Annotated in this window: 22 protein-coding genes; 20 read left to right on the forward strand and 2 right to left on the reverse strand. The window is 33.6% G+C overall.

Going from position 1 to position 24,373, the window contains the following annotated elements:
* Positions 1 to 55 precede the first annotated feature (55 nt).
* The 9 genes from ACE3PD_RS07645 to ACE3PD_RS07685 all read left to right on the forward strand — a co-directional run bounded on the left by ACE3PD_RS07645 (position 56) and on the right by ACE3PD_RS07685 (position 13,193).
* On the forward strand, positions 56 to 1,078 hold the full coding sequence (locus tag ACE3PD_RS07645; RefSeq protein ID WP_374401140.1) for a LacI family DNA-binding transcriptional regulator: 1,023 nt from the start codon (positions 56 to 58) through the stop codon (positions 1,076 to 1,078).
* Between the two features lie 205 nt (positions 1,079 to 1,283).
* Complete coding sequence (locus tag ACE3PD_RS07650; protein ID WP_374401143.1) at positions 1,284 to 2,630, forward strand: MFS transporter; 1,347 nt, start codon at positions 1,284 to 1,286, stop codon at positions 2,628 to 2,630.
* 3 nt (positions 2,631 to 2,633) lie between these two features.
* Positions 2,634 to 3,284 (forward strand): beta-phosphoglucomutase, encoded by a 651-nt coding sequence (gene pgmB / locus ACE3PD_RS07655; protein ID WP_374401145.1) that lies wholly within the window; start codon positions 2,634 to 2,636, stop codon positions 3,282 to 3,284.
* A gap of 44 nt (positions 3,285 to 3,328) precedes the next feature.
* Positions 3,329 to 5,611, forward strand: coding sequence for a glycoside hydrolase family 65 protein (locus ACE3PD_RS07660; protein ID WP_374401147.1), 2,283 nt, complete (start codon positions 3,329 to 3,331; stop codon positions 5,609 to 5,611).
* Between the two features lie 102 nt (positions 5,612 to 5,713).
* Positions 5,714 to 7,828, forward strand: coding sequence for a glycoside hydrolase family 97 protein (locus tag ACE3PD_RS07665; RefSeq protein ID WP_374401149.1), 2,115 nt, complete (start codon positions 5,714 to 5,716; stop codon positions 7,826 to 7,828).
* 7 nt (positions 7,829 to 7,835) lie between these two features.
* Positions 7,836 to 9,671, forward strand: coding sequence for a glycoside hydrolase family 13 protein (locus ACE3PD_RS07670; RefSeq protein WP_374401151.1), 1,836 nt, complete (start codon positions 7,836 to 7,838; stop codon positions 9,669 to 9,671).
* Positions 9,672 to 9,680: 9 nt separating this feature from the next.
* Positions 9,681 to 11,114: an alpha-amylase family glycosyl hydrolase gene (locus ACE3PD_RS07675; RefSeq protein ID WP_374401358.1), complete on the forward strand. Its 1,434-nt coding sequence runs from the start codon at positions 9,681 to 9,683 to the stop codon at positions 11,112 to 11,114.
* Between the two features lie 58 nt (positions 11,115 to 11,172).
* Positions 11,173 to 11,862, forward strand: coding sequence for a T9SS type A sorting domain-containing protein (locus ACE3PD_RS07680; protein ID WP_374401153.1), 690 nt, complete (start codon positions 11,173 to 11,175; stop codon positions 11,860 to 11,862).
* 116 nt (positions 11,863 to 11,978) lie between these two features.
* On the forward strand, positions 11,979 to 13,193 hold the full coding sequence (locus tag ACE3PD_RS07685; RefSeq protein ID WP_374401155.1) for an NAD(P)/FAD-dependent oxidoreductase: 1,215 nt from the start codon (positions 11,979 to 11,981) through the stop codon (positions 13,191 to 13,193).
* 10 nt (positions 13,194 to 13,203) lie between these two features.
* Here the strand turns inward: ACE3PD_RS07685 and ACE3PD_RS07690 are convergent, their stop codons facing one another.
* Positions 13,204 to 13,680 (reverse strand): TspO/MBR family protein, encoded by a 477-nt coding sequence (locus ACE3PD_RS07690; RefSeq protein ID WP_374401157.1) that lies wholly within the window; start codon positions 13,678 to 13,680, stop codon positions 13,204 to 13,206.
* Between the two features lie 82 nt (positions 13,681 to 13,762).
* On the opposite strand from ACE3PD_RS07690, the gene ACE3PD_RS07695 reads away from it, so the two are divergent.
* The 10 genes from ACE3PD_RS07695 (at position 13,763) to ACE3PD_RS07740 (ending at position 21,306) form a co-directional block, all read left to right on the forward strand.
* Entirely contained in the window at positions 13,763 to 14,842 is a 1,080-nt protein-coding gene (locus ACE3PD_RS07695; protein ID WP_374401159.1) for a diphosphomevalonate/mevalonate 3,5-bisphosphate decarboxylase family protein, read from the forward strand.
* A gap of 66 nt (positions 14,843 to 14,908) precedes the next feature.
* Positions 14,909 to 15,097 (forward strand): hypothetical protein, encoded by a 189-nt coding sequence (locus ACE3PD_RS07700; RefSeq protein WP_374401161.1) that lies wholly within the window; start codon positions 14,909 to 14,911, stop codon positions 15,095 to 15,097.
* Positions 15,094 to 15,381, forward strand: a complete 288-nt coding sequence (locus ACE3PD_RS07705; protein WP_374401360.1) for a type II toxin-antitoxin system RelE/ParE family toxin — start codon at positions 15,094 to 15,096, stop codon at positions 15,379 to 15,381. Before ACE3PD_RS07700 ends, ACE3PD_RS07705 begins: the two co-directional genes overlap by 4 nt.
* 10 nt (positions 15,382 to 15,391) lie before the next feature.
* Positions 15,392 to 15,613, forward strand: a complete 222-nt coding sequence (locus tag ACE3PD_RS07710) for a hypothetical protein (protein WP_374401163.1) — start codon at positions 15,392 to 15,394, stop codon at positions 15,611 to 15,613.
* 46 nt (positions 15,614 to 15,659) lie between these two features.
* A complete protein-coding gene (locus tag ACE3PD_RS07715) occupies positions 15,660 to 16,598 on the forward strand; it encodes a mevalonate kinase (protein ID WP_374401165.1) in 939 nt (312 codons plus the stop codon).
* 301 nt (positions 16,599 to 16,899) lie between these two features.
* Positions 16,900 to 17,643, forward strand: a complete 744-nt coding sequence (locus tag ACE3PD_RS07720; RefSeq protein WP_374401167.1) for a carbonic anhydrase family protein — start codon at positions 16,900 to 16,902, stop codon at positions 17,641 to 17,643.
* 1 nt (position 17,644) lies between these two features.
* Positions 17,645 to 18,430: a DUF2490 domain-containing protein gene (locus ACE3PD_RS07725; protein WP_374401169.1), complete on the forward strand. Its 786-nt coding sequence runs from the start codon at positions 17,645 to 17,647 to the stop codon at positions 18,428 to 18,430.
* A gap of 557 nt (positions 18,431 to 18,987) precedes the next feature.
* Positions 18,988 to 19,908: a geranylgeranylglycerol-phosphate geranylgeranyltransferase gene (locus ACE3PD_RS07730; RefSeq protein ID WP_374401171.1), complete on the forward strand. Its 921-nt coding sequence runs from the start codon at positions 18,988 to 18,990 to the stop codon at positions 19,906 to 19,908.
* A 28-nt stretch (positions 19,909 to 19,936) separates the two neighbouring features.
* Positions 19,937 to 20,830 (forward strand): pseudouridine synthase, encoded by an 894-nt coding sequence (locus tag ACE3PD_RS07735; protein ID WP_374401173.1) that lies wholly within the window; start codon positions 19,937 to 19,939, stop codon positions 20,828 to 20,830.
* A 116-nt stretch (positions 20,831 to 20,946) separates the two neighbouring features.
* A complete protein-coding gene (locus ACE3PD_RS07740) occupies positions 20,947 to 21,306 on the forward strand; it encodes a nuclear transport factor 2 family protein (protein ID WP_341682124.1) in 360 nt (119 codons plus the stop codon).
* Between the two features lie 4 nt (positions 21,307 to 21,310).
* Here ACE3PD_RS07740 and dusB read toward each other — a convergent pair whose 3' ends face one another.
* Positions 21,311 to 22,306 (reverse strand): tRNA dihydrouridine synthase DusB, encoded by a 996-nt coding sequence (gene dusB / locus ACE3PD_RS07745; protein WP_374401175.1) that lies wholly within the window; start codon positions 22,304 to 22,306, stop codon positions 21,311 to 21,313.
* 158 nt (positions 22,307 to 22,464) lie between these two features.
* Here dusB and lepA point away from each other — a divergent pair, with 158 nt between their 5' ends.
* Complete coding sequence (lepA, locus tag ACE3PD_RS07750; protein ID WP_374401177.1) at positions 22,465 to 24,261, forward strand: translation elongation factor 4; 1,797 nt, start codon at positions 22,465 to 22,467, stop codon at positions 24,259 to 24,261.
* Positions 24,262 to 24,373: the final 112 nt, after the last annotated feature.

A 24,373-nucleotide genomic window follows, 5' to 3' on the forward strand; every position in this document is an offset into this window, starting at 1 on the left:
ATACCAAAAAAAATAAGTTACATTTATTAAAAAATTATAACCGACTAAAATTCTTATGAGAAGAAAAGTTACTTTAAAGCAAATCGCAAAAGAATTAGATGTGTCTATTTCAACAGTTTCAAAATCACTTCGTGATAGCCCAGAAATCAGCGAAGATACTCGCTTAAAGGTACAAGCTTTTGCTAAATTATACAACTATAAGCCTAATAATATTGCGTTAAGTTTAAAGAATAAGAAAACTAAGACAATTGGGATTATCATTCCTGAGATTGTACATCACTTTTTTGCTACGGTAATTAGCGGAATTGAACAAGTGGCAAACGAATGTGGTTATAACGTTATTGTGTGCTTATCAGACGAGTCTTTCGACAAAGAAGTTATCAATATGGAAATGTTAGCCAATGGTAGTACAGATGGATTTATCATGTCCTTATCAAAGGAAACCCAACAAAAGAAAGACTTTCACCATCTTCAAGAAGTAATTAATCAAGGAATGCCAGTAGTCCTTTTTGATAGAATTTCTAATGATATTTTATGCGATAAAGTAATTATCGATGACCAATTAGCTGCTTATGAGGCAACTAATTTCTTAATTTCTAAAGGCTTAAAGAAAATCGCTTTACTAACGACAGTTGATTATGTTAGTGTTGGTAAATTAAGAACAGATGGTTATTTAAACGTTTTACATGATCACGGAATAGAAGTAGATGAAAACTTAATAATTCGAATAGAAGACACAGAACATTGTGATGAAAAAATTAATGAATTATTAGAAAATCAAACGGTTGATGCTATTTTGGCGGTTAACGAATTGTTTGCGGTAACAGCCATTAAATTAGCAATGTCAAAAGGAATCAAAATTCCAGAAGATTTATCGGTTGTAGCTTTCACAGATGGAATCATCTCTAAATATTCTACTCCAACCATTACAACCATCAGTCAAAACGGTATAAAAATGGGAAGAAAAGCTGCCGAAATGTTAATCAAAAGATTGGAATTGGAAGATGAAGAAGACGAACATTACAAAACCGAAATCATCGAAACTAATCTAATAATTCGAGAATCTACGAAATCGTGATAGTTTGGTTTAATAAATTGAAAATCAATCGATTAAAAATTTATTTTACTCAATTCGATTAAAAAATATTTGACAAAAAGCAATTATTTATTAAAAATAACCTTTTATATTTGTGAAATCAAAGCTTGTAACTTCACTTCTAAAAACATAAGTTTTGATAAGCACATAGAACGCTTATCGGTTTATTAATCAATAAATTACGATAATGGAAAAGCGTAAATTAGGTTTCTGGGAAATTTGGAACATGAGTTTCGGTTTTTTGGGAATCCAAATGGGTTTTGCCCTACAAAATGCTAACGCAAGTAGAATTCTTCAACTTTTTGGTGCCGATGTTCATGAATTGTCATGGTTTTGGATAATTGCTCCTTTAATGGGATTGATTGTACAACCTATAATCGGACATTATAGCGATAACACTTGGTCTAAATTTGGTAGAAGAAAACCTTATTTCTTAGCAGGAGCAATTCTAGCATCAGTTGGTTTAATTTTAATGCCGCAAGCCGAAATTTTCATTGCTTTCATGCCTGCTCTTTGGGTGGGTGCCGGAATGTTAATGATTATGGATGCGTCTTTTAACATTGCAATGGAACCGTTCCGTGCTTTGGTGGGAGATAATTTAAGGGCAGACCAACATACGTTAGGTTTTAGCGTTCAAACCGCATTAATTGGAATTGGAGCCGTGGTAGGATCATGGTTGCCATATGTATTAACCAATTGGTTTGGAATCAGTAATCAACCTTCAGAAACTTCTGCCGTTCCATTAAACTTAATTTATTCTTTTATTATTGGAGCTCTAATTTTAGTGGCTTCTATTTTAGTTACCGTTTTAACTACTAAAGAATATTCTCCAGAAGAATTAGAACAATTTAGAGACGAAAAAGAACACAAAGAAGCTATTGGTGAAACCAAAGAAGCCAAACTTTCAGATGTTTTTACAGATTTCGCTAAAATGCCAGAAACTATGCGTCAGCTAAGTTGGGTACAATTCTTCTCCTGGTTTGGATTGTTTGGTATGTGGGTTTTTACAACTCCTGCGATTGCTCAACATCTTTATGGATTATCTGTTAATGATGTTAAAAGTCCAGAATATCAATCGGCAGGAGATTGGGTTGGGATTATTTTCGGAGTTTACAATGCAGTTTCAGCTGTAGTAGCTTTTGCGTTACCTTACATAGCAAAACAAATTGGACGAAGAAAAACACACGCGCTTTCTTTAGTTTTAGGTGGAATCGGATTGATTTCTGTATACTTTATGCCAAATAAAGAAGCTTTAATCTTCTCAATGATTTTAGTCGGATTTGCTTGGGCAAGTATTTTGGCTATGCCTTACGCTATTTTGGCGGGTTCTATTCAACCAAAAAAAATGGGCGTTTACATGGGGATTTTCAACTTCTTTATTGTAATTCCACAAATTATCAATGCCTTAATTGGCGGTCCTTTAGTGAAATACGTTTATAACGACCATGCTATTTATGCTATTGTTATGAGTGGTGTAAGTTTCCTATTGGCAGCACTTTTGGTGTTAAAAGTTAAAGATCAAAAAGATATTTAGAAAATGAAAAAAGCATTCATATTCGACCTTGACGGCGTAATTGTTGACACGGCTAAATATCATTTTTTAGCTTGGCAAAAGTTGGCCAACCAATTAGGAATCGAATTTACGCACGAACATAACGAAGGTTTAAAAGGTGTAAGCCGTGTCCGTTCGTTAGATATTATTTTAGAATTGGGTAATGTTCAAGCTTCCCAAGAAGATAAAAACAAATGGTTGGTTCAAAAAAATGAAGAATACCTTTCCTATTTAGTAGACATGGACGAAAGCGAAATTCTTCCAGGTGTACTAAAAGTATTGGAATATCTGAAAAGTAAAAACCAATTCATTGCTTTGGGTTCGGCAAGTAAAAACGCGCGACCTATTTTAGAAAAAACTAACATTATGCACTTTTTTGATGCTATCGTTGATGGAAATGACGTTTCCAACGCAAAACCAGATCCGGAAGTATTTTTAAGAGCAGCACAATTGGTTGGTGTTTCCAATGAAAATGCCATCGTTTTTGAAGATTCAGTAGCGGGAATTCAAGCGGCTAATATTGCCAACATGATTAGTGTAGGAATCGGTGATGCCACCGTCTTACACGAAGCAAAGTACAATTTTAAAGATTTCACTTTTATTGATGAAACCTTTTTATCTCAATTAATTGGTTAAGAAATTAACTAATTGACACATTAACAAATTGACATATTACAAAAATGAATCAAGATTATATACAACCCGACAATTGGTCGATTATTGAAGAAGGATTTGATGTAGAACGAGTTAAATCTTCTGAAAGTTTATTTAGTATCGGAAACGGTGCTATGGGGCAACGCGCTAATTTTGAAGAACACTATTCAGGCAAAACGTTTCAAGGAAGCTACATTGCCGGAATTTATTATCCCGATAAAACCAAAGTAGGTTGGTGGAAAAACGGCTACCCAGAATATTTCGCAAAAGTATTAAACGCACCAAATTGGATAGGAATTGACATCGAAATCAATGGCGAAAATTTAGATTTAGCTAAATGTCATTCGGTTTCTAATTTTCGTCGTGAGTTGAACATGAAAGAAGGAATTTATTATCGTTCTTTTAATGCCACTTTAGCAAATGGAATCGAAATCGCTGTAAAAGTTCAACGTTTCTTGTCTTTAGATTTGGATGAAGTTGGGGTTATCAACTACGAAATCACCGCTTTGAATTCGGATGCAAAAATTGTTTTCAAGCCTTATGTGGATGCTGGAGTTCATAACGAAGATGCCAATTGGGAAGAAAAGTTTTGGGAACCAATTAGCGTAAAACATTCGGGCAATGAAGCTTTCGTAACCGCAAGAACTTTCAAAACGCATTTCACGGCAACTACTTTTATGCAAAATAGTATTTTGTTAGAAGGTTCAAATTTGAGTGTAGCGCCCGTAAGTGTTGAAGAAACGAAAGAAAAGATTCAGTTTTGCTACCAAGTTGCGGTAACGAAGGGACAAACGACTACTATTCAAAAAATTGGCGGTTATGCCGTTTCAATGAATCATGAAAACACAATTATAGGTGCAAAAAATAGCATTGCTAAAGCTTTAGAAATTGGCGTTTCTCAATTAACAGAAAACCAAAAACAAGCTTGGGCTAAAATTTGGGAAATGAGCGATATTACCATTGATGGCGATGTAAAAGCACAACAAGGAATTCGTTTTAATATTTTCCAATTGAATCAAACTTATTTAGGAAAAGATTCCAGATTAAATATTGGTCCAAAAGGATTTACAGGTGAAAAGTACGGAGGTTCTACTTATTGGGATACTGAAGCGTATTGTATTCCTTTTTATATGGCTACCAAAGACCAACAAGTAGCAAGAAATCTATTAGCGTATCGATACAATCAATTAGATAAAGCCATCGAAAATGCTGAAAAATTAGGTTTCAAAAATGGTGCTGCTTTGTATCCAATGGTAACTATGAATGGTGAAGAATGTCACAACGAATGGGAAATTACTTTCGAGGAAATTCACAGAAATGGTGCCATCGCTTTCGCTATTTATAACTATTACCGATTTACAGGTGATTATTCCTATATTCCAGAAAAAGGTTTAGAAGTTTTAATCGGAATTGCGCGTTTTTGGCATCAAAGAGCTACTTTTTCAACGTACAGAAATCAATATGTAATTCTCGGTGTTACGGGACCAAATGAATACGAAAATAACGTAAACAACAATTGGTATACGAATTACATAGCAAAATGGTGTATTGATTACACTGTTGAGCAAATCAATAAAATTGAAAACGAATATCCATCGGATTATACCCGAATCATGAATAAAGTGAAATTATCACAAGCCGAAATTTCAGAAATGAAAAAAGTGGCAGATAATATGTATTTCCCTTATTCTGAAGAACACGGCGTATATTTACAACAAGATGGTTTCCTAGATAAAGAATTAATCACAGTTGCTGATTTAGATAAATCGCAACGACCAATCAATCAAAAATGGTCTTGGGATAGAATTTTACGTTCACCATATATCAAACAAGCCGATACATTACAAGGATTCTATTTCTTCGAAGATCATTTTACCAAAGAACAATTAGAAAAACATTTCGATTTTTACGAACCATTTACAGTGCACGAAAGTTCGCTTTCGCCTTGTGTGCATTCGATTCAAGCGGCTGTTTTGGGCAGAATGGAACAAGCGTATACTTTTTATTTAAGAACTTCGCGTTTAGATTTAGATGATTATAACAAAGAAGTAGAAGAAGGATTACACATCACTTCTATGGCGGGAACTTGGATGAGCATCGTTGAAGGTTTTGGTGGAATGCGCGTTAGAAATAATCAATTGCATTTTGAACCAAAAATTCCAGCACAATGGAAAGGGTATTCCTTCAAGGTGAATTTCAGAAACGCCATTGTAAAAGTTGAAGTAAAACAAGAAGGAACTAACGTTTCTATCGAAGGGAATTCAGATGTGGATGTTTTTGTAAACGGAGAATCGCAATTAATAAAATAGTAAGACATGAAATCGCCATTAACAAAAAGTTTGCATAAGCAAACACCTATGATTAAAAAAGGCGATACCATATGTTACCGCTAAAAAATAAAATTTAAACATATGAATAAATATTTTGTTTCAGTATTAGTAATGGTTTTTTCGATTCTTGGGATGAATGCTCAAGAATTAAAATCGCCAAATGGAAATTTCAAGATGATTTTCGCTTTAGAAAATGATGGTACACCAACGTACCAACTTTTCATGAAAAACAAAGAAATCATCAAAAAAAGTAAGTTGGGTTTAGAACTTCAAAAAGATAAAAAGTCGTTATTAAATGACTTTAAATTGGTAAACGAAGTTCGTAACACTTTCGATGAAACTTGGAAAACCGTTTGGGGGGAAGAAACCGAAATCCGTAACCACTACAACGAATTAGCGCTAACACTGAAACAAAATGGAACGGAACGACAAGTAATCATTCGTTTTAGATTATTTAACGACGGTTTAGGTTTTCGTTACGAATTTCCAGAACAAAAAAACCTAACGTATTTTGTAGTAAAAGAAGAACGCACGGAGTTTGCTATGACTGGTGACCATACCGCATTTTGGATTCCAGGCGATTATGATACACAAGAATACGATTTTACTGAAAGTAAGCTAACTGAAATTAGAGGATTGTTTAAAAAAGCAGTTACCGATAATGCTTCTCAAAAGCAATTTTCAGATACGGGAGTTCAAACGTCTTTGATGTTAAAAACTGCTGACGGAATTTACATCAACATTCACGAAGCAGCATTAATCAATTATTCTTGTATGCACCTGAATTTAGATAATGAAAATCTAGTTTTTCAATCTCATTTAACTCCAGATGCTAAAGGGAATAAAGGTCATTTACAAGCGCCATGTGTTTCACCTTGGAGAACGATAATTGCGAGTTCTGATGCTCGTGATATTTTAGCTTCTCGAATGACATTAAACCTAAACGAACCTTGTAAAATCGAAGATACGTCTTGGATTAAACCTGTAAAATATATCGGTGTTTGGTGGGAAATGATTACTGGAAAAAGCTCTTGGGCTTACACTGATGAAATTCCATCGGTACAATTAGGAATTACCGATTTTACAAAAGCTAAACCAAACGGAAAACACGCAGCGAATACCAAACACGTAAAAGAATATATCGATTTTGCTGCTAAACATGGTTTCGATGCAGTATTAGTTGAAGGTTGGAACGAAGGTTGGGAAGATTGGTTCGGTCACGAAAAAGATTATGTATTCGATTTTGTAACACCTTATCCTGATTTTGATGTGAAAGGAATTCACGAATATGCCAAATCTAAAGGTGTGAAAATGATTATGCATCACGAAACTTCTGGTTCAACAAGAAATTATGAACGCCATTTAGATAAGGCATTTCAATTTATGAACGACAATGGTTATGACGCTGCTAAAACGGGTTATGTGGGTAATATTTTGCCTTTAGGTGAACATCATTACAGTCAATCTACGCTAAATCATTATCAGTATGTGATTGAAAAAGCTGCAGATTACAAAATAATGATTAATGCGCATGAAGCCGTTCGTCCAACTGGAATTTGCAGAACATATCCCAACATGATTGCTAATGAATCGGCACGTGGAACGGAATTTCAAGCGTTTGGTGGTTCAAAAGCGAATCATACTACATTGTTGCCTTTCACACGTTTATTGGGTGGGCCAATGGATTACACTCCAGGGATTTTCGAAATGGATATTGCCAAATTGAATCCAAATAACAATTCACACGTTAATACAACATTAGCGAATCAATTAGGATTGTATGTAGTGATGTATTCGCCACTTCAAATGGCTGCCGATTTACCAGAAAACTACAATCGATTCTTAGATGCGTTCCAATTTATTAAAGATGTTCCTGTTGAATGGTCAACTTCAAAATATTTAGAAGCTGAGCCAGGTTATTACATTACGATTGCTCGAAAAGATAAAAATTCTAACAATTGGTTTGTTGGGAATTCAAACGGTTATAATGCTAGAACATCAACCATTACATTAGATTTTTTAGAAAAAGGGAAAAAATACGAAGCCACCATTTACGCTGATGCTGCCGATGCGGATTATAAAACCAATCCACAAGCATACAAAATTTCAAAACAAAAAGTAACTAATAAGACTAAATTGCAATTGAGAACGGCAGCTGGTGGTGGCTACGCTATTAGTATTGTTGAGGTTAAATAAAAAAGCTATGAAAAAAATAATTTTCTCACTAATTACCTTATTCACACTATCGCTTTCGGCACAAATTGACCGAATGGAACCACCGTTTTGGTACGAAGGAATGAATAAAAGTGAAGTTCAAGTATTGTTTTACGGAAAGAATATCGCTCAAAATTCGGTACAAGTTTCTAGTAATGTTGTAATTACGAATGTAACTAAAACCGAAAATCCGAACTATCTTTTCGTTACAATTGATACCAAAAATGTAAAAGCGCAAGAATTGCAATTTACGTTTACCAATGGTAAAAAATCTTTCAAAAGAAATTTCGAAATCAAAAAAAGAAAACCAAATTCGGCACTTCGTAAAAGTTTTGATGCTTCTGATGTGATGTATTTGTTAATGCCAGATCGTTTCGCAAATGGAAATCCAAACAATGATTCTTCACCTGAATTACAAGAAAAAGCTAATAGAAGTTTACCAGGAGGAAGACATGGTGGCGATATTCAAGGAATCATTAATAATTTAGATTACATCAAAGAATTAGGTGCAACAGCAATTTGGAGTACACCCATGTGTGAAGATAACGACAAAGGCTATTCGTACCACACTTACGGACAATCTGATGTGTACAGAATTGATCCTCGTTACGGAACCAACGAAGAATACAAAAAACTAGCCGATGAAATGCATAAACGTGGCATGAAATTAATCAAAGATTACGTTACGAATCATTGGGGAGCCGAACATTGGATGTTTAAAGATATGCCAACTTACGATTGGTTTCATCAATTTCCGGGTTATGTCCAAAGTAATTATCGCATGACCACGCAATACGATATTAATGGTTCAGAACGCGATGCTAAATATTGTATGGACGGTTGGTTTGTACCCAGCATGCCCGATTTAAATCAGTCGAATCCTTTGGTATTGAATTACTTAATTCAAAATGCGATTTGGTGGATTGAGTATGCCGATTTAGATGGATTCCGTGTGGATACCTATTCGTACAACGATAAAGAAGGAATTGCAAAATGGACAAAAGCAATTACTGACGAATATCCGTATTTTAATATTGTTGGTGAAGTTTGGATGCACGATCAAGCCCAAATTTCGTATTGGCAAAAAGATAGTCCGATTGCTAAAATTCAAAGCTACAATTCTAATTGTCCAAGTGTAATGGATTTTACATTACATGATGTTTTTGGAAACGTTTTTAATGAAGATAGAGCGGATTGGAGCAACGGAATGATTAAGTTTTACGAGAATTTCGTTAACGATTTCTTGTATGCCGACTCAAATAACTTATTGATTTTCTTAGAAAATCATGATACTGGTCGTTTTAATCACATTTATCAAAACGATTTCAAAAAGTACCAATTAGGAATGACCATTATGGCAACGATGCGCGGAATTCCACAATTGTACTACGGTTCTGAAATTGGAATGGCGGGCGATAAAGGAAAAGGAGATGCCGATATTCGTCAAGATTTTCCTGGTGGTTGGAAAGAGGATAAAAACAATGCTTTTTCTGCTAGTGGAAGAACAGCAGAACAAGCAAAATATTTCGATTTTTCCAAGAAAGTATTGAATTGGAGAAAAAATAAAGAAGTGATTCACACTGGAAAATTAACGCATTACATTCCTGAAAATAATGTGTATGTGTATTTCCGTCACAACGATAAAGAAACGGTAATGGTAGTCATTAATAATGCACCGGATACTCAAAAGTTAAACCTTACTCGTTTTCAAGAGAACATAAAATCATTTATTTCTGGAAGTGATATTCTTTCTGGAAAAACAATCGATTTGAAAAACGAATTATCGATTGAAGGTAAAACGTCTATGATTTTAGAATTGAAATAAAAAGATATGATTAAGAAAATTGTCATTGCATTAACTGCTATATTGGTTATCGGATGCAAAAATGAAAATAAACCATCAGCAACAGAAACGCCAAAAGAAATTGCAAAATTTTCTCCCGAAGTGGAAGAAAACGGAATTATCTACGAAGTAAACATCCGCCAATATTCTCCTGAAGGCACGTTTAATGCATTTACCAAAGACATCCCGCAATTAAAAGAATTAGGAGTAAAAATCATTTGGGTAATGCCTATTTTTCCAATTTCACAAACAAAGAGAAAAGCTACTGGTGGCGATGATAGCAAATTTGCATCTGAAATGCCAAAAGAAGAGCAACACAAATATTTAGGCAGTTACTACGCAGTTTCCGATTTCAAAAAAGTAAATCCAGAGTTTGGAACAATTGAAGATTTTAGAAATTTAGTAAAAACAGCTCATGAAAATGGAATGTATGTGATTTTGGATTGGGTGCCAAATCACACAGGTTGGGGCCACGTTTGGATCAAAGAACATCCAGAATATTACACAAAAAATGCTAAAGGAGAAATCATCGATCCAATCAACCCAGAAACAGGAAAGTCATGGGGTTGGTCAGATGTAGCAGATTTGAATTATGATAATCAAGAACTTCGCAAGGAAATGACTTCTGATATGTTGCATTGGATTAAAAACGAAAACATTGATGGTTTCCGTTGCGATGTAGCTAGTAATGTGCCTTTAGATTTTTGGCAACAAGCTATCCCACAATTGCGAAAAGAAAAAAATATTTTCATGTTAGCAGAGGCTTGGGAGCCTGAATTATTAAAAGATGGTTTGTTTGATATGGCTTACAATTGGGAGTCACATCATACCATGAATAGAATCGCTCAAGGGAAAAATTCAGTAAAAGAATGGGATAAATTCATGAAGGAAAACGAAAGCAAATATAGTGCTGACGATATTCTTATGAATTTTGTTGACAATCATGATGAAAATTCTTGGAATGGAACGGTTAAAGGAAGATTAGGAAAAGCAGAAGAAGCGATGACTGCTTTATCTTATGTGATGCCCGGAATGCCATTAATTTACAGTGGAAATGAATATGGTTTGAATCACAGTTTGAAGTTTTTCGAAAAAGATTCTATTCCAAAAACAAAAGGAAAAGATTGGGAATTAAGAGCAAAATTAGGAAAGCTAAAAACTGAAAATCCTGCGTTGAATGGAGGAAAAAACAAAGCTAAATATACTAGAATTAAAACAGATGATGATACGAATGTTTTAGCTTTTGTTCGTGAAAAAAATGGTAAAAAAGTAGTTTATATTGCGAATTTTTCAAACAATCCAATAAATACAAAAATTGCGATTACAGGTGAATTTATAAATTATATGACAGGTAAAATGATGGGGCTAAACGAAAAACAAGTTTACACAATTTTGCCTTGGCAATACTTTGTATTGGTAAATTAGTAATTTTTAAAGTTTTCTTTTTTAGTTTAAATATTTATTAACTTAATTAATTATCATTATGAAAAAAACATTACTTATTAGTCTTATCTTGTTTTTTCAGTTTGTTCAATCTCAGTTGATAGTTACTCCGAATCCTTTTGGAATGAATAGTGGTACTATAACTGTAACGTATGGTTCAACAGGAGATTATTCTTTATTTAATCCATTAGGAGACCCTAATTTATATCTCTATACAGGTTTAGAAACAGACGGGATTTCATCAACATGGGATTATCATGATATTTGGACTGATCCAGGAACTTTAGTTCCATTAACTTGGAATAGCTCTGTTGGTGCATATGTAGCAACTTTAAATTTAGCAACTAGAAATTATTTTAGTGAGTTTACTCAAACTAGTGGATTAATTCCTCAGTCTACTTATGTGAATAATTGGTATTTTATCATAAGAAATTTTAATGGTAGCAGAAAATCCGCGGATTTGATTGGAACCAATTATGGATTTACCCCGGGCACCTTATCTTCAGTTGATTTTCAACAAGAGGTAAAAGTGAGCGTCGTAAAAGGAAATGTTTTAAATTTATCTGCTAATGACATTCATCTAGATATTTATTCAATTACGGGTCAAAAAATAAAATCGGTATTGGTTTTATCGGGTAATGAACTGAACTTGCAGCTATCAGATAGAGGAATTTACTTTGCTAGAGTTACTTCTAATGAAAAGGAAAACTGGATTAAATTTATTTTTTAAACAAAATATAATTGCCTTGAACTACTATTTATAAAAAAATAAATAGTAGTTTTTTTATGTTCGATTATTAAATTTAAACAATTTAAATAATTATAACTTTGCAAAAAATAAATCATTTGAACTCAAAATACGATATTATCATCATTGGCGGAGGTGCTGCCGGATTTTTCACTGCAATTAATATTGTAGAGAAAAATTCAAAATTGAAAGTAGCTATTTTAGAACGTGGAAAAAGCGTTTTAGAAAAAGTTCGAATTTCTGGTGGTGGTCGTTGTAATGTTACACATGCATGTTTTGTACCCAATGATTTAGTGAAATTTTATCCAAGAGGCGAAAAGGAATTAAAAGGACCATTTCATCAATTTTGCTCTGGAGATACGATTGACTGGTTTGAAAAGCATGGAGTAGAATTAAAGATTGAAGAAGATGGTAGAATGTTTCCGGTTTCCAACTCTTCGCAAACGATTATAGATTGTTTTTTAAAAGCAGCTCAAAAATTAAAAATCGATGTTTTAACTGGACATAGTGTTCAGGAATTGTATCAAGGTGAAAATTATTGGAAAATCTCAACGAATCATGAGGCTTTTAGTTGTCAAAAAGTGGTAATGGCAACGGGAAGTAATCCAAAAATGTGGGAGTTATTACAAAATTTAGGACATTCAATAATAGAGCCAGTACCGTCATTATTTACTTTTAATGTTAAAGATGTTCGAATTAAAGATTTGATGGGGCTTTCCACGGTTGCTTCGGTAAAAGTTAAAAAGTCAAAATTGCAGGCATCCGGACCTTTGTTGATTACGCATTGGGGAATGAGTGGCCCCGGAATTTTACGTCTTTCAGCATGGGGAGCTCGAGAATTGGCAGATAAAAAATATCAGTTTGCCATTCAAGTGAATTGGTTAAACGAAACCGATTTTGAAGAAGCAATCGATTTGTTGAAAACCATTAAAGAAGAAAATTCTAAAAAATTAGTCTCTAAATACGCACATTTCGAGTTGCCTAAACGTCTTTGGGAAAATTTGGTTAAAGCTTCCGGAATAACTGAAGAAACCAAATGGGCCGATGTCAACAAAAAACAACTAAATACGTTAGCCGAACAATTAACTAATGCTGAATTTCAGGTTAACGGAAAAAGCACCTTCAAAGAAGAATTCGTTACCGCTGGTGGAATCGACTTAAAAGAAGTTAACTTCAAAACTATGGAAAGCAAAGTGCTACCAAATCTGTTTTTCGCTGGAGAGATTCTTAATGTCGATGCAATAACAGGTGGTTTTAACTTTCAAAATGCTTGGACAGGCGGATTTATTGTTGCTGAGAATATCGCTCAATAAGTGCTTATAACTATCGATTCAACCAATAAATAGTTCCTGTTAAAATTGTAGCAAATCCAACCCAACCCAAATACGGAATCAATAAATATCCTGCTTTTTTGTCAACTTGTTTGAAGATGTAATACGTTTCGTAAATAATTAACCAAAGCAGAATAATCTCAATAAATGCTAATAAAATATTATTTAATCCAAAGAATAAATAAGACCATAAAGCATTCAAAAGAAGTTGAACTGTAAAAAATAACAATCCTTTTTTTACCAATTCTTTGTTCGATTCTAACTTATTCCAAACCATTCCAGCAGCAATTCCCATTAGGATGAAAAGCATAGTCCAAACCGGTGCAAAAACCCAATTTGGGGGATTGAAAATTGGTTTTTCAATTGTTGGATACCAGGTTTTTATACTAGATTGTGTTACGTTGCTCGATAAGTAACCAACCGCCAAAGAAATGGCAACGCAATATGTTATTTTAAGATATTTGTTCATGTTTTCAATTTTATAGGCAAATTAACGAAATATCAAGGGAACAAATCAATCAAAATCGGTATTTTTGTCAAAATTTTAAGCTATGCTTACCGAAAAAAATTTTATCGCAAACTCATATAATTCCATTGAATCGGCTAGTTTCGAATGGAGCGCACCCAGTAATATTGCCTTAGTAAAATATTGGGGCAAGAAAGAAAATCAAATTCCAGCAAACCCTTCCATAAGTTTTACGTTAAACAATTGTAAGACAATTACGAAGTTGGAAGTAGTTAAAAAATCGGAAACCAATAGTTTTTCATTCGATTTACTTTTTGAAGGAAAACCGAAAGAAGATTTTAAACCAAAAATTCAAAAATTCTTCGAAAGAATCGAAAAATATTGTCCTTTTTTGAAAGAATATCATTTTAAAATCGACACACAAAATACGTTTCCGCACAGTTCAGGAATTGCTTCTTCTGCTTCTGGAATGGCAGCTTTAGCCATGAATATTATGAGCTTGGAAAAAGCTATTAATCCAACGATTTCTGACGACTATTTTTATTCAAAAGCTTCATTTTTAGCAAGATTAGGAAGCGGAAGCGCGTGCAGAAGCATCAAAGGTGAAGTAGTAGTTTGGGGAAATCATGCAGAAATTAACGGAAGTTCGGATTTGTTTGGAGTAGAATTTTCAGAAATTCATCAAAACTTCAAAAACTATCAAGACACGATTTTGTTAGTCGATAAAGGAGAAAAGCAAGTTTCGAGTACGGTTGGGCACGATTTAATGCACAATCATCCGTATGCAGAAAGACGTTTTGCTCAAGCTCACGAAAATTTATCCAAAATAAAAGCGATTTTAACATCTGGAAATATAGAAGAATTCGTCAAAATTGTAGAAAGCGAAGCCTTGACTTTACACTCCATGATGATGACTTCAATGCCATATTTTATCTTGATGAAACCCAATACATTAGAAATTATCAATAAAATTTGGAAGTTCAGAAATGAAACACAAATTCCCGTTTGTTTTACATTAGATGCTGGTGCCAATGTACACGTTTTGTATCCTGAAAGTGTAAAAGAAAATGTATTGCAATTTATTCAAGATGAATTAGTTGACTATTGTCAAAATGGTCAGTATATTTGCGATGAAATTGGGAATGGTGCAAATCAATTAAAATAATTCGTATATTTACCATAGATTTCAATAAAAATGGATATTCGATTGGAAAAATTAGAGCTTATGAAAATGCTGAGAGAAACGGAAAATCTTTCGGTTGCAACTTACATTAAGAATATTTTTGTGAATGAAAAGAAGGATTGGTGGGATGAGTTGCCTAATTATGCCAAAGAAGGAATTGAAGAAGGAGAACGTGATATAGCTGAAGGTAGAGTTCATTCCTACGAAGAAATAAAGCAGTACTTTGGTTGGAAATGAGAGAGTTGGTTTTTTCTTCCCAAAGCAAAACTGAAATTAAAGCGATTGTTGATTATCTGATTGATAAATGGTCTGTTAGGATTAGTGATAAATTTTTAGTTACATTAAAGGTGAATTTAGATTTAATTCAAAAATCGCCTGAATTGTTTCCAAAATCAAAAAGTAGTAATTACCATAAATGCGTCGTCATCAAACAAGTTACTATTTTTTATCGTTTTGATTACATGAAAATTTACATTGTATCCGTGTTTGACACTAGACAAAATCCTAAAAAGATAACATAAATTTATTGAAATGGACGTTGAATTAGAAAAGATAGAATTGTTGAAATTGCTCAATGAGACAGAAGATCCAGAGGTGATAAAAGGAATTAAATGTATATTTCAATTAGAAAAAATGGGTCTTTTAGATAAATTATCTGAGGATCAAGTTACATTTGTTTGTCAAAATGTAATACTTGATGAAAATGGTAATTTTTTGAATCTTGAAGATTTAATTGAAAGCATTGAATACTAGAAATTAAAAATCTGATTACTATAAACTGTAAACTGAATACTAAAAAATGAAAGGACCACTTTTTTACTCAAAAATATTACTTTTCGGAGAATACGGAATTATCCAAGATTCGAAAGGACTTTCAATTCCTTATAATTTTTACAATGGTGCTTTAAAGAACGATGGAAATTCGTCTGAAAGCGCTATTAAATCTAACGAAAGTTTAAAAAAATTCGTTGTTTATTTAGAGCAATTGCAAACAGAGCAACCTGAGTTGGTAACTTTCGATTTAGCTTCATTGCAAAATGATGTAAATAACGGAATGTATTTCGATTCAAGTATTCCGCAAGGATATGGAGTAGGAAGTAGTGGTGCTTTAGTGGCGGCTATTTACGATAGATATGCTAATGATAAAATCACCGTTTTAGAAAATTTAACTCGGGGGAAATTATTGCAACTTAAGGCAATATTTTCTCAAATGGAATCGTTTTTCCACGGAAAAAGTTCAGGTTTAGATCCGTTGAATAGTTATTTGAGTATTCCAATTTTAATCAATTCAAAAGACAATATTGAACCAACCGGAATCCCAAGTCAAAGTACACAAGGAAAAGGTGCGGTTTTCTTAATTGATTCAGGAATTGTGGGCGAAACAGCTCCAATGGTTTCGATTTTCATGGAAAACTTAAAGGATAACGGGTTCCGTACGATGTTAAAATCACAATTCATAAAATATACCGATGCTTGTGTGGAAAATTTCTTGCATGGCGATGTAAAATCGTTATTAGAAAATACCAAACAATTATCAAAAGTAGTTTTGAATAACTTTAAACCTATGATTCCAGAGCAATTTCACCAAGTGTGGCAAAAAGGAATCGACACGAACGATTACTATTTGAAATTATGTGGTTCTGGCGGTGGCGGTTATATTTTAGGATTTACCCAAGATTTAGACAAAGCAAAAGAATCCTTAAAAGACTATAAATTAGAGGTAGTTTATAATTTTTAATGGAATATTACATTGTTTTTTTAAAATGCTTTTCTATTGCTTATTTGTTGTTTTACAACAGCTGGAGTAAAGCTTTTTTTAAAAAAGAAATTTTTAATAATGAATTTTTAAATCCTCTAGAAAATTCCTATTTTTCTTTTGTGGATAATGGATTTAGGTATTCCAAAATAATTATTAAATATTGTAGTTAGTGGCAATTTTCGCAGACACCCTAAAAAAGTCAAACTAACGATAATTGAACATAAAACGGACTAGCCGAACACCGTATTAAGAAGTAGGCAAAACAAAAATTTATTCAAAAATGTACGGAAAGATTTTAGCAACAGCAATGGTTTCATTAACCCTATTTTCTTGTAACCAAGGAGCAAAGACGGAAACACAAAAAGAAGTTTCAACAGAAAACAAAACAGAACAAGTAATTAATCACGTAATGACCAAAGAACAACAAGCTGCTTTGACACCTGACGCAGTTCTTAAAGATCTTGTAGATGGCAACAAACGCTTTCAGTCAGGAACAACAACTCAAAGAGACCATAGCGAACAGGCTCGTAAATCAGCACCAGGACAATTTCCCAAAGCAGTTGTTTTAAGTTGTTTAGACAGTCGTGTGCCAGTTGAAGATGTATTTGACCAAGGTATAGGCGACATTTTTGTAGGCAGAGTAGCAGGTAACTTTGTAAATGAAGACCTTTTAGGAAGTATGGAGTTTGCTTGTAAAGTTGCAGGTGCAAAATTAGTTTTTGTTTTGGGACATCAACATTGTGGTGCTGTGAAAGGTGCTATTGATAACGTAAAATTAGGAAATATTACTGCTATGCTTGCAAAAATAAAACCAGCTGTGGTAATGAGCCAAGATTTTGCAGGAGAAAAAACTTCAAAGAATGATGAATTTGTGAAACACGTTTGTGAAAACAATGTGAAATATGCTATGCAACAAATTAGAGAAAAAAGTCCTATTCTAAAAGAAATGGAAGACAAAGGTGAAATTAAAATTGTAGGTGCATTTTATCGTTTAACAGACGGAACACTTGAATTTGTAAAATAAAATGAATAGAAATTTATTGATTATACTTGTTTTGACTTGTTTCATTAGTAATAATGTTACAGGTCAAAATAATCGTATAAAAACCCACGAAAACATTGGTTGGTACAATTATTTTGGCACTTTCAAATTGTCAGAAAAATTTGGATTACATACCGAATATCAATGGCGTAGGGATAATTACATAACAGAATGGCAACAAAGTCTTTTAAGAGTTGGCGTAAATTACCAACTCAATCCAAGAGTATTGATTAGAGCAGGTTACGCTTGGATAGAAACATTTCCCTATGGCGAAATACCTATAAACGGACTTGGTAGAGATTTTACCGAACACAGATTATTTCAAATGGTGCAACTATCTCATAAGGAAGGTATAGTAGATTTTTCTCACCGTTTTATGTTAGAGCAAAGATTTGTTGGACGATATAGTTCAGCTAACGTAGAAAAGGAAGATGAATTTCCACTACTAAACAGAATGCGATATATGGTAAGACTTCAAGTGCCTTTAAAAGGAAAGGAAATAAAAGACAAGACACCTTACATTGCATTGTATGACGAAATTTTTGTTGGATTTGGAGAAAATGTAAATGCTAATATCTTTGACCAGAATAGAATTGGAATTCTACTTGGGTATCGCTTTAACAAAAACATTAGAATTGAAGGCGGATATTTAAATCAAACCGTTCAGTTCGGCAGACAAATAAACGGTCAAAATGTATTTCAAAATAACAACGGGTTAATCATTAATGCAAACTTTAATATTGACTTGACAAAGAAGCCGAAACAATAAAACTGCCACTAACACGGTATTGGCAAAATTGGGGCAGAAGTAGTAAATTTGAGCATTGGAATCCTAATCAAAATTTGTGCTAGATTGAACATTTGTGCCTTGAATGCCCCAACTTCGCCAATACCCAAAACGTTTGCTTTTATTGATTTTTTTGTTTGTTTTGCTGAATTATCAATACTTATTAGAACTAATTTTATATCATACAATTGATAAAAATCAGAATGATAATTCATTTTATTTTTCAAGTTATTTAGAGTTTTTTTTACCGTTCATTTTGCCTTTAATAGGTTTGTTGTTTTTTATTAAAAAAATTTCAAATAGTCTTATTTGGGTTTCAATTCTTTCATTAGTATTTTTAACTCCTTTAAACGAGTTATTGCTTATCGAAATTTACAAATTAAGATACAATTACTTGATAAACGATACCATTCCGAAGGAATTACAAATTAATTTTTGGAATTATTTTACAGATCCATTCGACAATTTGATTACTTATTTAATTTGTATGATGATTTTGGTTACAGTTGTTAAATTCATAAAAGAAAAAATAAGTAAAAATGCTCACCCGTAAATCCAAGTTAGTCCTTACTAAAATCTTCAGCTTCTTTTCTGTGATTAGAGGATATAATATTTGGGTCGTGGCGTTAGCACAATATCTTTCAGCCATATTCATCTTGGCTCCTGAGAAACGAGCGTTGGATATTATTCTCGATTGGCGTTTGTTTTTAATCGTGGTCGCTTCTACTTTAACCATTGCTTCGGGTTATATTATTAATAATTTTTATGATGCGAAAAAGGATTTAATCAATCGCCCAAAAAAAGCCATGATTGACCGTTTGGTGAGTCAGGAAACCAAGTTGAAAGTCTATTTCGGAATTAATTTCATTGTCGCTTTATTGATGTTTTTCATATCTTGGCGTGCGGTTTTGTTCTTTTCGACTTATATTTTCTTGATTTGGTTTTATTCGCACAAATTGAAAAAAATGTTCTTAATTGGAAACATCACGGCCGCTGTTTTGGCTGTTTTGCCTTTCTTTGGAATTTTGATGTATTATAAAAACTTTTACGAGGTAATGTTTGCTCATGCTACATTTTTATTTTCATTGATTTTAATTCGGGAATTAATTAAAGATTTAGAAAATATTGAAGGGGATTTGGTAGCCGATTACAAGACGATTCCAGTGGTTTTTGGAGAAAAAATGGCGAAGTCTATTATTTCAGTTTTAACGATTTCTACTCTAATTCCTGTTTATTTTTTAATTGAAGTGTATGATGTAGGTTACATGGATATTTACTTTTATCTGAGTTTAATGGCTCTGCTGTTTTTTCTTTTGCTTCTATGGAGAGCAGCTTCAAAGCCGGAGTACCTAAAACTTCATTTTCTATTGAAATTTATCATTGTTTCAGGGGTTTTTTGCATTGTTTTAATTGAACCAACGGTTTTAATTCACGGCAAAAAATTGATTTCCACATATTAGTTATATCTTTGCAAAAATTGTTTATAATATGTCACGTCATCAAGATAGCGATAAAAGTCGTCCAGGTTCAGGAAGACAAGGAGGTTACAAAAAAGATAGTAATTCAAGAGGAAATGCGCCAATTCGTAAAGCACCTTCTAAGTTTAAAACAAAACCAGAAGCAGCTAAAGAAGCGCCTAAAGCTCCAAAATCTCCAAAAAAACCATCTAATCCAGATGAAATTCGTCTAAATCGTTATATTTCTAATTCGGGAATGTGTAGCCGTAGAGATGCGGATATTTACATTCAAAGTGGAAATGTAAAAGTAAATGGTGTTGTTGTTACCGAAATGGGTTACAAAGTAAAATTGACCGATTCAGTACAGTTTGATGGTGTAAACATCACGCCAGAAAAGAAAGAATATATCTTATTAAATAAGCCAAAAAACTTTTCTACAGCAGGAGATGATTCGCAAGGCTCAGCTAATGTTTTGGATTTAGTTCGAAATGCAACTAAAGCCAAATTACAACCTGTGGGAAGAATGGACAAAACCACAACCGGTTTGTTGTTGTTTACCAATGATACTGAAATTATCCAAAAATTCACCGCTCCAAACCAACGTTCATCGAAAGTATATCAAGTTTCGTTAGATAAGAACTTAAAGTTTGAAGATTTAGAACACATCCAAAAGGGATTAACGATTGACGATCATAGAGTTTACGTGGAAGAAATTACTTATATTGAAGATCAGCCAAAAAGTGAAATCGGTTTGAAAATGAAAACTTCAAACGTAAAAATCGTTCGTAGAATTTTTGAACACTTAAAATACGATGTTTTAAAAGTGGACCGTGTAACTTTCGCAGGTTTAACTAAGAAAAATTTGCCAAGAGGCGATTGGAGATTCTTAACCGAACAAGAAATCATCAACATTAAAAATGCATAAAAACATTTTCTAAAACACATAGGCACATAGATTATTTTATGTGTCTTTTTTTATTTAATAACCTTTTGCGAACTTTGCGAAAAACTTAGCGCTCTTTGCGTTAAAATCTATACTTTATGCCAAATCAACTACAACAAATCGCCATTAAATGGTTCGATGCTTTTAATACCAAAAACTTAGAGAAATTATTAGAATTATACGACGACGAAGCCCAACATTTCAGTCCGAAATTAAAAATTCGTCAACCCGAAACTAATGGTTTAATTATCGGAAAAGAAGCGATGCGCGTTTGGTGGCAAGACGCTTTTGATAGATTACCAACATTACACTACAAAGTAACTTCGTTAACCGCTAATACCGACCGAGTTTTTATGGAATATACTCGTCAAGTAGCTGGTGAACCCGATATGTTGGTAGCCGAAGTTTTAGAAATTAAAGACGGAAAGATTGTGTTTTCTAGGGTGTATCATGGGTAGATAATTACCCCTCGAAAACATAATCCGCATACACCTGCTCAATTTCCGTAAACACATCTAACAATTGATTAATACCATCTGTGGTAACCAATTTTTGTTTGTATTCTTTAAATCCGTGAATGCCTTTGAAATAATTGGTATAATGACGACGCATTTCGTTGATGCCTAAACGTTCGCCTTTCCATTCGATACTCCAAATTAAGTGATTTCTTGCGGCTTCAATACGGTCGTTCATGCTTGGTGGAGCTAATTTTTCTCCTGTGGCGAAATAATGTTTAATTTCATTAAAAATCCAAGGATAACCAATCGCAGCACGACCAATCATCATTCCGTCTAAACCGTATTTATTTTTGTATTCCAAAGCTTTTTCTGGTGAATCAATATCACCATTTCCAAAAATTGGCATCGTAATTCTTGGATTGTTTTTTACACGTTCAATATGACTCCAATCGGAATGTCCTTTGTACATCTGCGCACGTGTTCTGGCATGAACCGTTAAGGCTTGCACACCAATATCTTGCAAACGCTCGGCAACTTCGTCAATATTAATTGAACTTTCATCCCAGCCTAAACGTGTTTTTACTGTAACCGGAAGATTTGTTCCTTTGATTACTGCTTTGGTTAAACGAACCATCAAATCAACATCTTTCAAAACGCCTGCTCCAGCACCTTTACAAACTACTTTTTTAACTGGGCAGCCAAAATTAATATCCACCAAATCTGGTTGAACGGCATCAACTATTCGCGATGACATTTCCATAGCTTCTTCATCACCACCAAAAATCTGAATTCCAACTGGACGTTCGTAATCGAAAATATCTAATTTTTGTTTGCTTTTCATGGCATCACGAATCAATCCTTCCGAAGAAATAAATTCAGAATACATCAAATCAGCACCATGTAATTTGCATAAACGACGAAATGGTGGGTCGCTTACGTCTTCCATTGGGGCTAATAATAAAGGAAAATCGGGTAATATGATGTTACCAATTTTAGGCATGGTGCTTCAATTTTTTTTGCAAAAATACAAATTTTTGTTGGTTTCAAGTTTAAGGTTTCAAGTTTCGGCCTTATAAATCAAAACTTTGCTTTATATTTGCAGATTAATTGTTCGAAAGAATTGCTATTGGAATTTGAACTTGACATTGAACTTGAAGAATGAAACACATTAGAAATTTCTGCATTATTGCACACATTGACCACGGAAAAAGTACGTTAGCCGACAGATTGTTGAGTGCTACACAAACCGTTTCGGCTCGCGAAGAAAAAGCTCAGTTATTAGATAACATGGACTTGGAGCGCGAACGTGGGATTACCATAAAAAGTCACGCCATTCAAATGGAGTACAAATACAAAGGAGAAGATTATATCTTAAACTTAATCGACACTCCTGGTCACGTGGATTTCTCATATGAGGTTTCTCGTTCGATTGCCGCTTGTGAAGGTGCTTTGTTGATTGTAGATGCAGCGCAAAGTATTCAGGCACAAACGATTTCGAATTTGTATTTGGCCTTAGAAAACGACTTGGAAATTATTCCGGTTTTAAATAAAGTGGATTTACCAAGTGCTAATCCTGAAGAAGTTAGTGATGATATTATCGATTTATTAGGATGTAAATTAGAAGATATTATTCATGCTTCTGGAAAAACAGGTTTTGGTGTTGAAAATATTTTGGCAGCTATTATTGAGAAAATTCCAGCTCCAAAAGGAGATAAAGATGAACCGCTTCAAGCTTTGATTTTCGATTCACATTACAATCCTTTTAGAGGAATTGAAGTTATTTTCCGTGTTCTTAACGGAGAAATCAAAAAAGGTCAGAAGATTAAATTCATGGCTACTGGCAACGAATATTATGCGGATGAGGTTGGGACATTGAAATTGAATCAAGTTCCAAAAAGCGTAATTTCGACTGGTGATGTTGGTTACTTAGTTTCAGGAATTAAAGAAGCTAAAGAGGTAAAAGTAGGAGATACGATTACGGATGCTAAAGAACCAACAAAAAATGCAATTTTAGGATTTGAAGATGTAAAACCAATGGTTTTCGCCGGAATTTATCCTGTAGATACAGAAGATTACGAAGATTTGCGTGCTTCGATGGAAAAACTACAATTGAACGATGCGTCATTAGTTTTCCAAGCGGAAAGTTCGGCTGCGTTAGGATTTGGTTTCCGTTGTGGATTCTTAGGAATGTTACACATGGAAATTATCCAAGAACGTTTAGAGCGTGAGTTTGATATGACCGTTATTACTACGGTTCCTAACGTTTCGTACCATGCATTCACCAAAAAAGAACCTGATACGATTTTAATTGTAAACAATCCTTCGGATTTACCAGAACCTTCAAAATTAGATAGAGTAGAAGAACCCTATATCAAAGCAACCATCATTACAAAATCTGATTTCGTTGGAAATGTAATGAGTTTGTGTATCGAAAAACGTGGTTTAATTACAAATCAAACCTATTTAACTACCGAACGAGTAGAATTGAATTTTGATATGCCATTAGCGGAAATCGTATTTGATTTTTACGATAGATTAAAAACCGTTTCTAAAGGATATGCTTCTTTTGATTACCATCCAATAGGAATGCGCGAATCAAAATTAGTTCGTTTAGACGTATTATTAAATGCACAACCAGTAGATGCGCTTTCGGCTTTAATTCATGAAAGTAATGCATACAACATTGGTAAAAAAATGTGTGAGAAACTAAAAGAATTAATCCCAAGACAACAGTTTGATATTCCTATTCAGGCTGCAATCGGAGCAAAAGTTATCGCTCGTGAAACTATCAAAGCTTTAAGAAAAGACGTAACGGCAAAATGTTACGGTGGAGATATCTCACGTAAACGTAAACTTTTAGAAAAACAGAAAAAAGGTAAAAAACGTATGCGTCAAGTTGGAAATGTAGAAATTCCGCAAGAAGCATTTATGGCGGTTTTAAAACTGAATGACTAGCTGTAGTTTGATTTTATATAATTTACTAGCCCAACGACTTTTTCTAGTTGTTGGGTTTTTTATTAACATTAACAATTGATTCATTTTCTTTTTGTGAAAGTTGAAGTAACTT

Source organism: Flavobacterium sp. (assembly GCF_041911335.1).
Lineage (GTDB): Bacteria > Bacteroidota > Bacteroidia > Flavobacteriales > Flavobacteriaceae > Flavobacterium.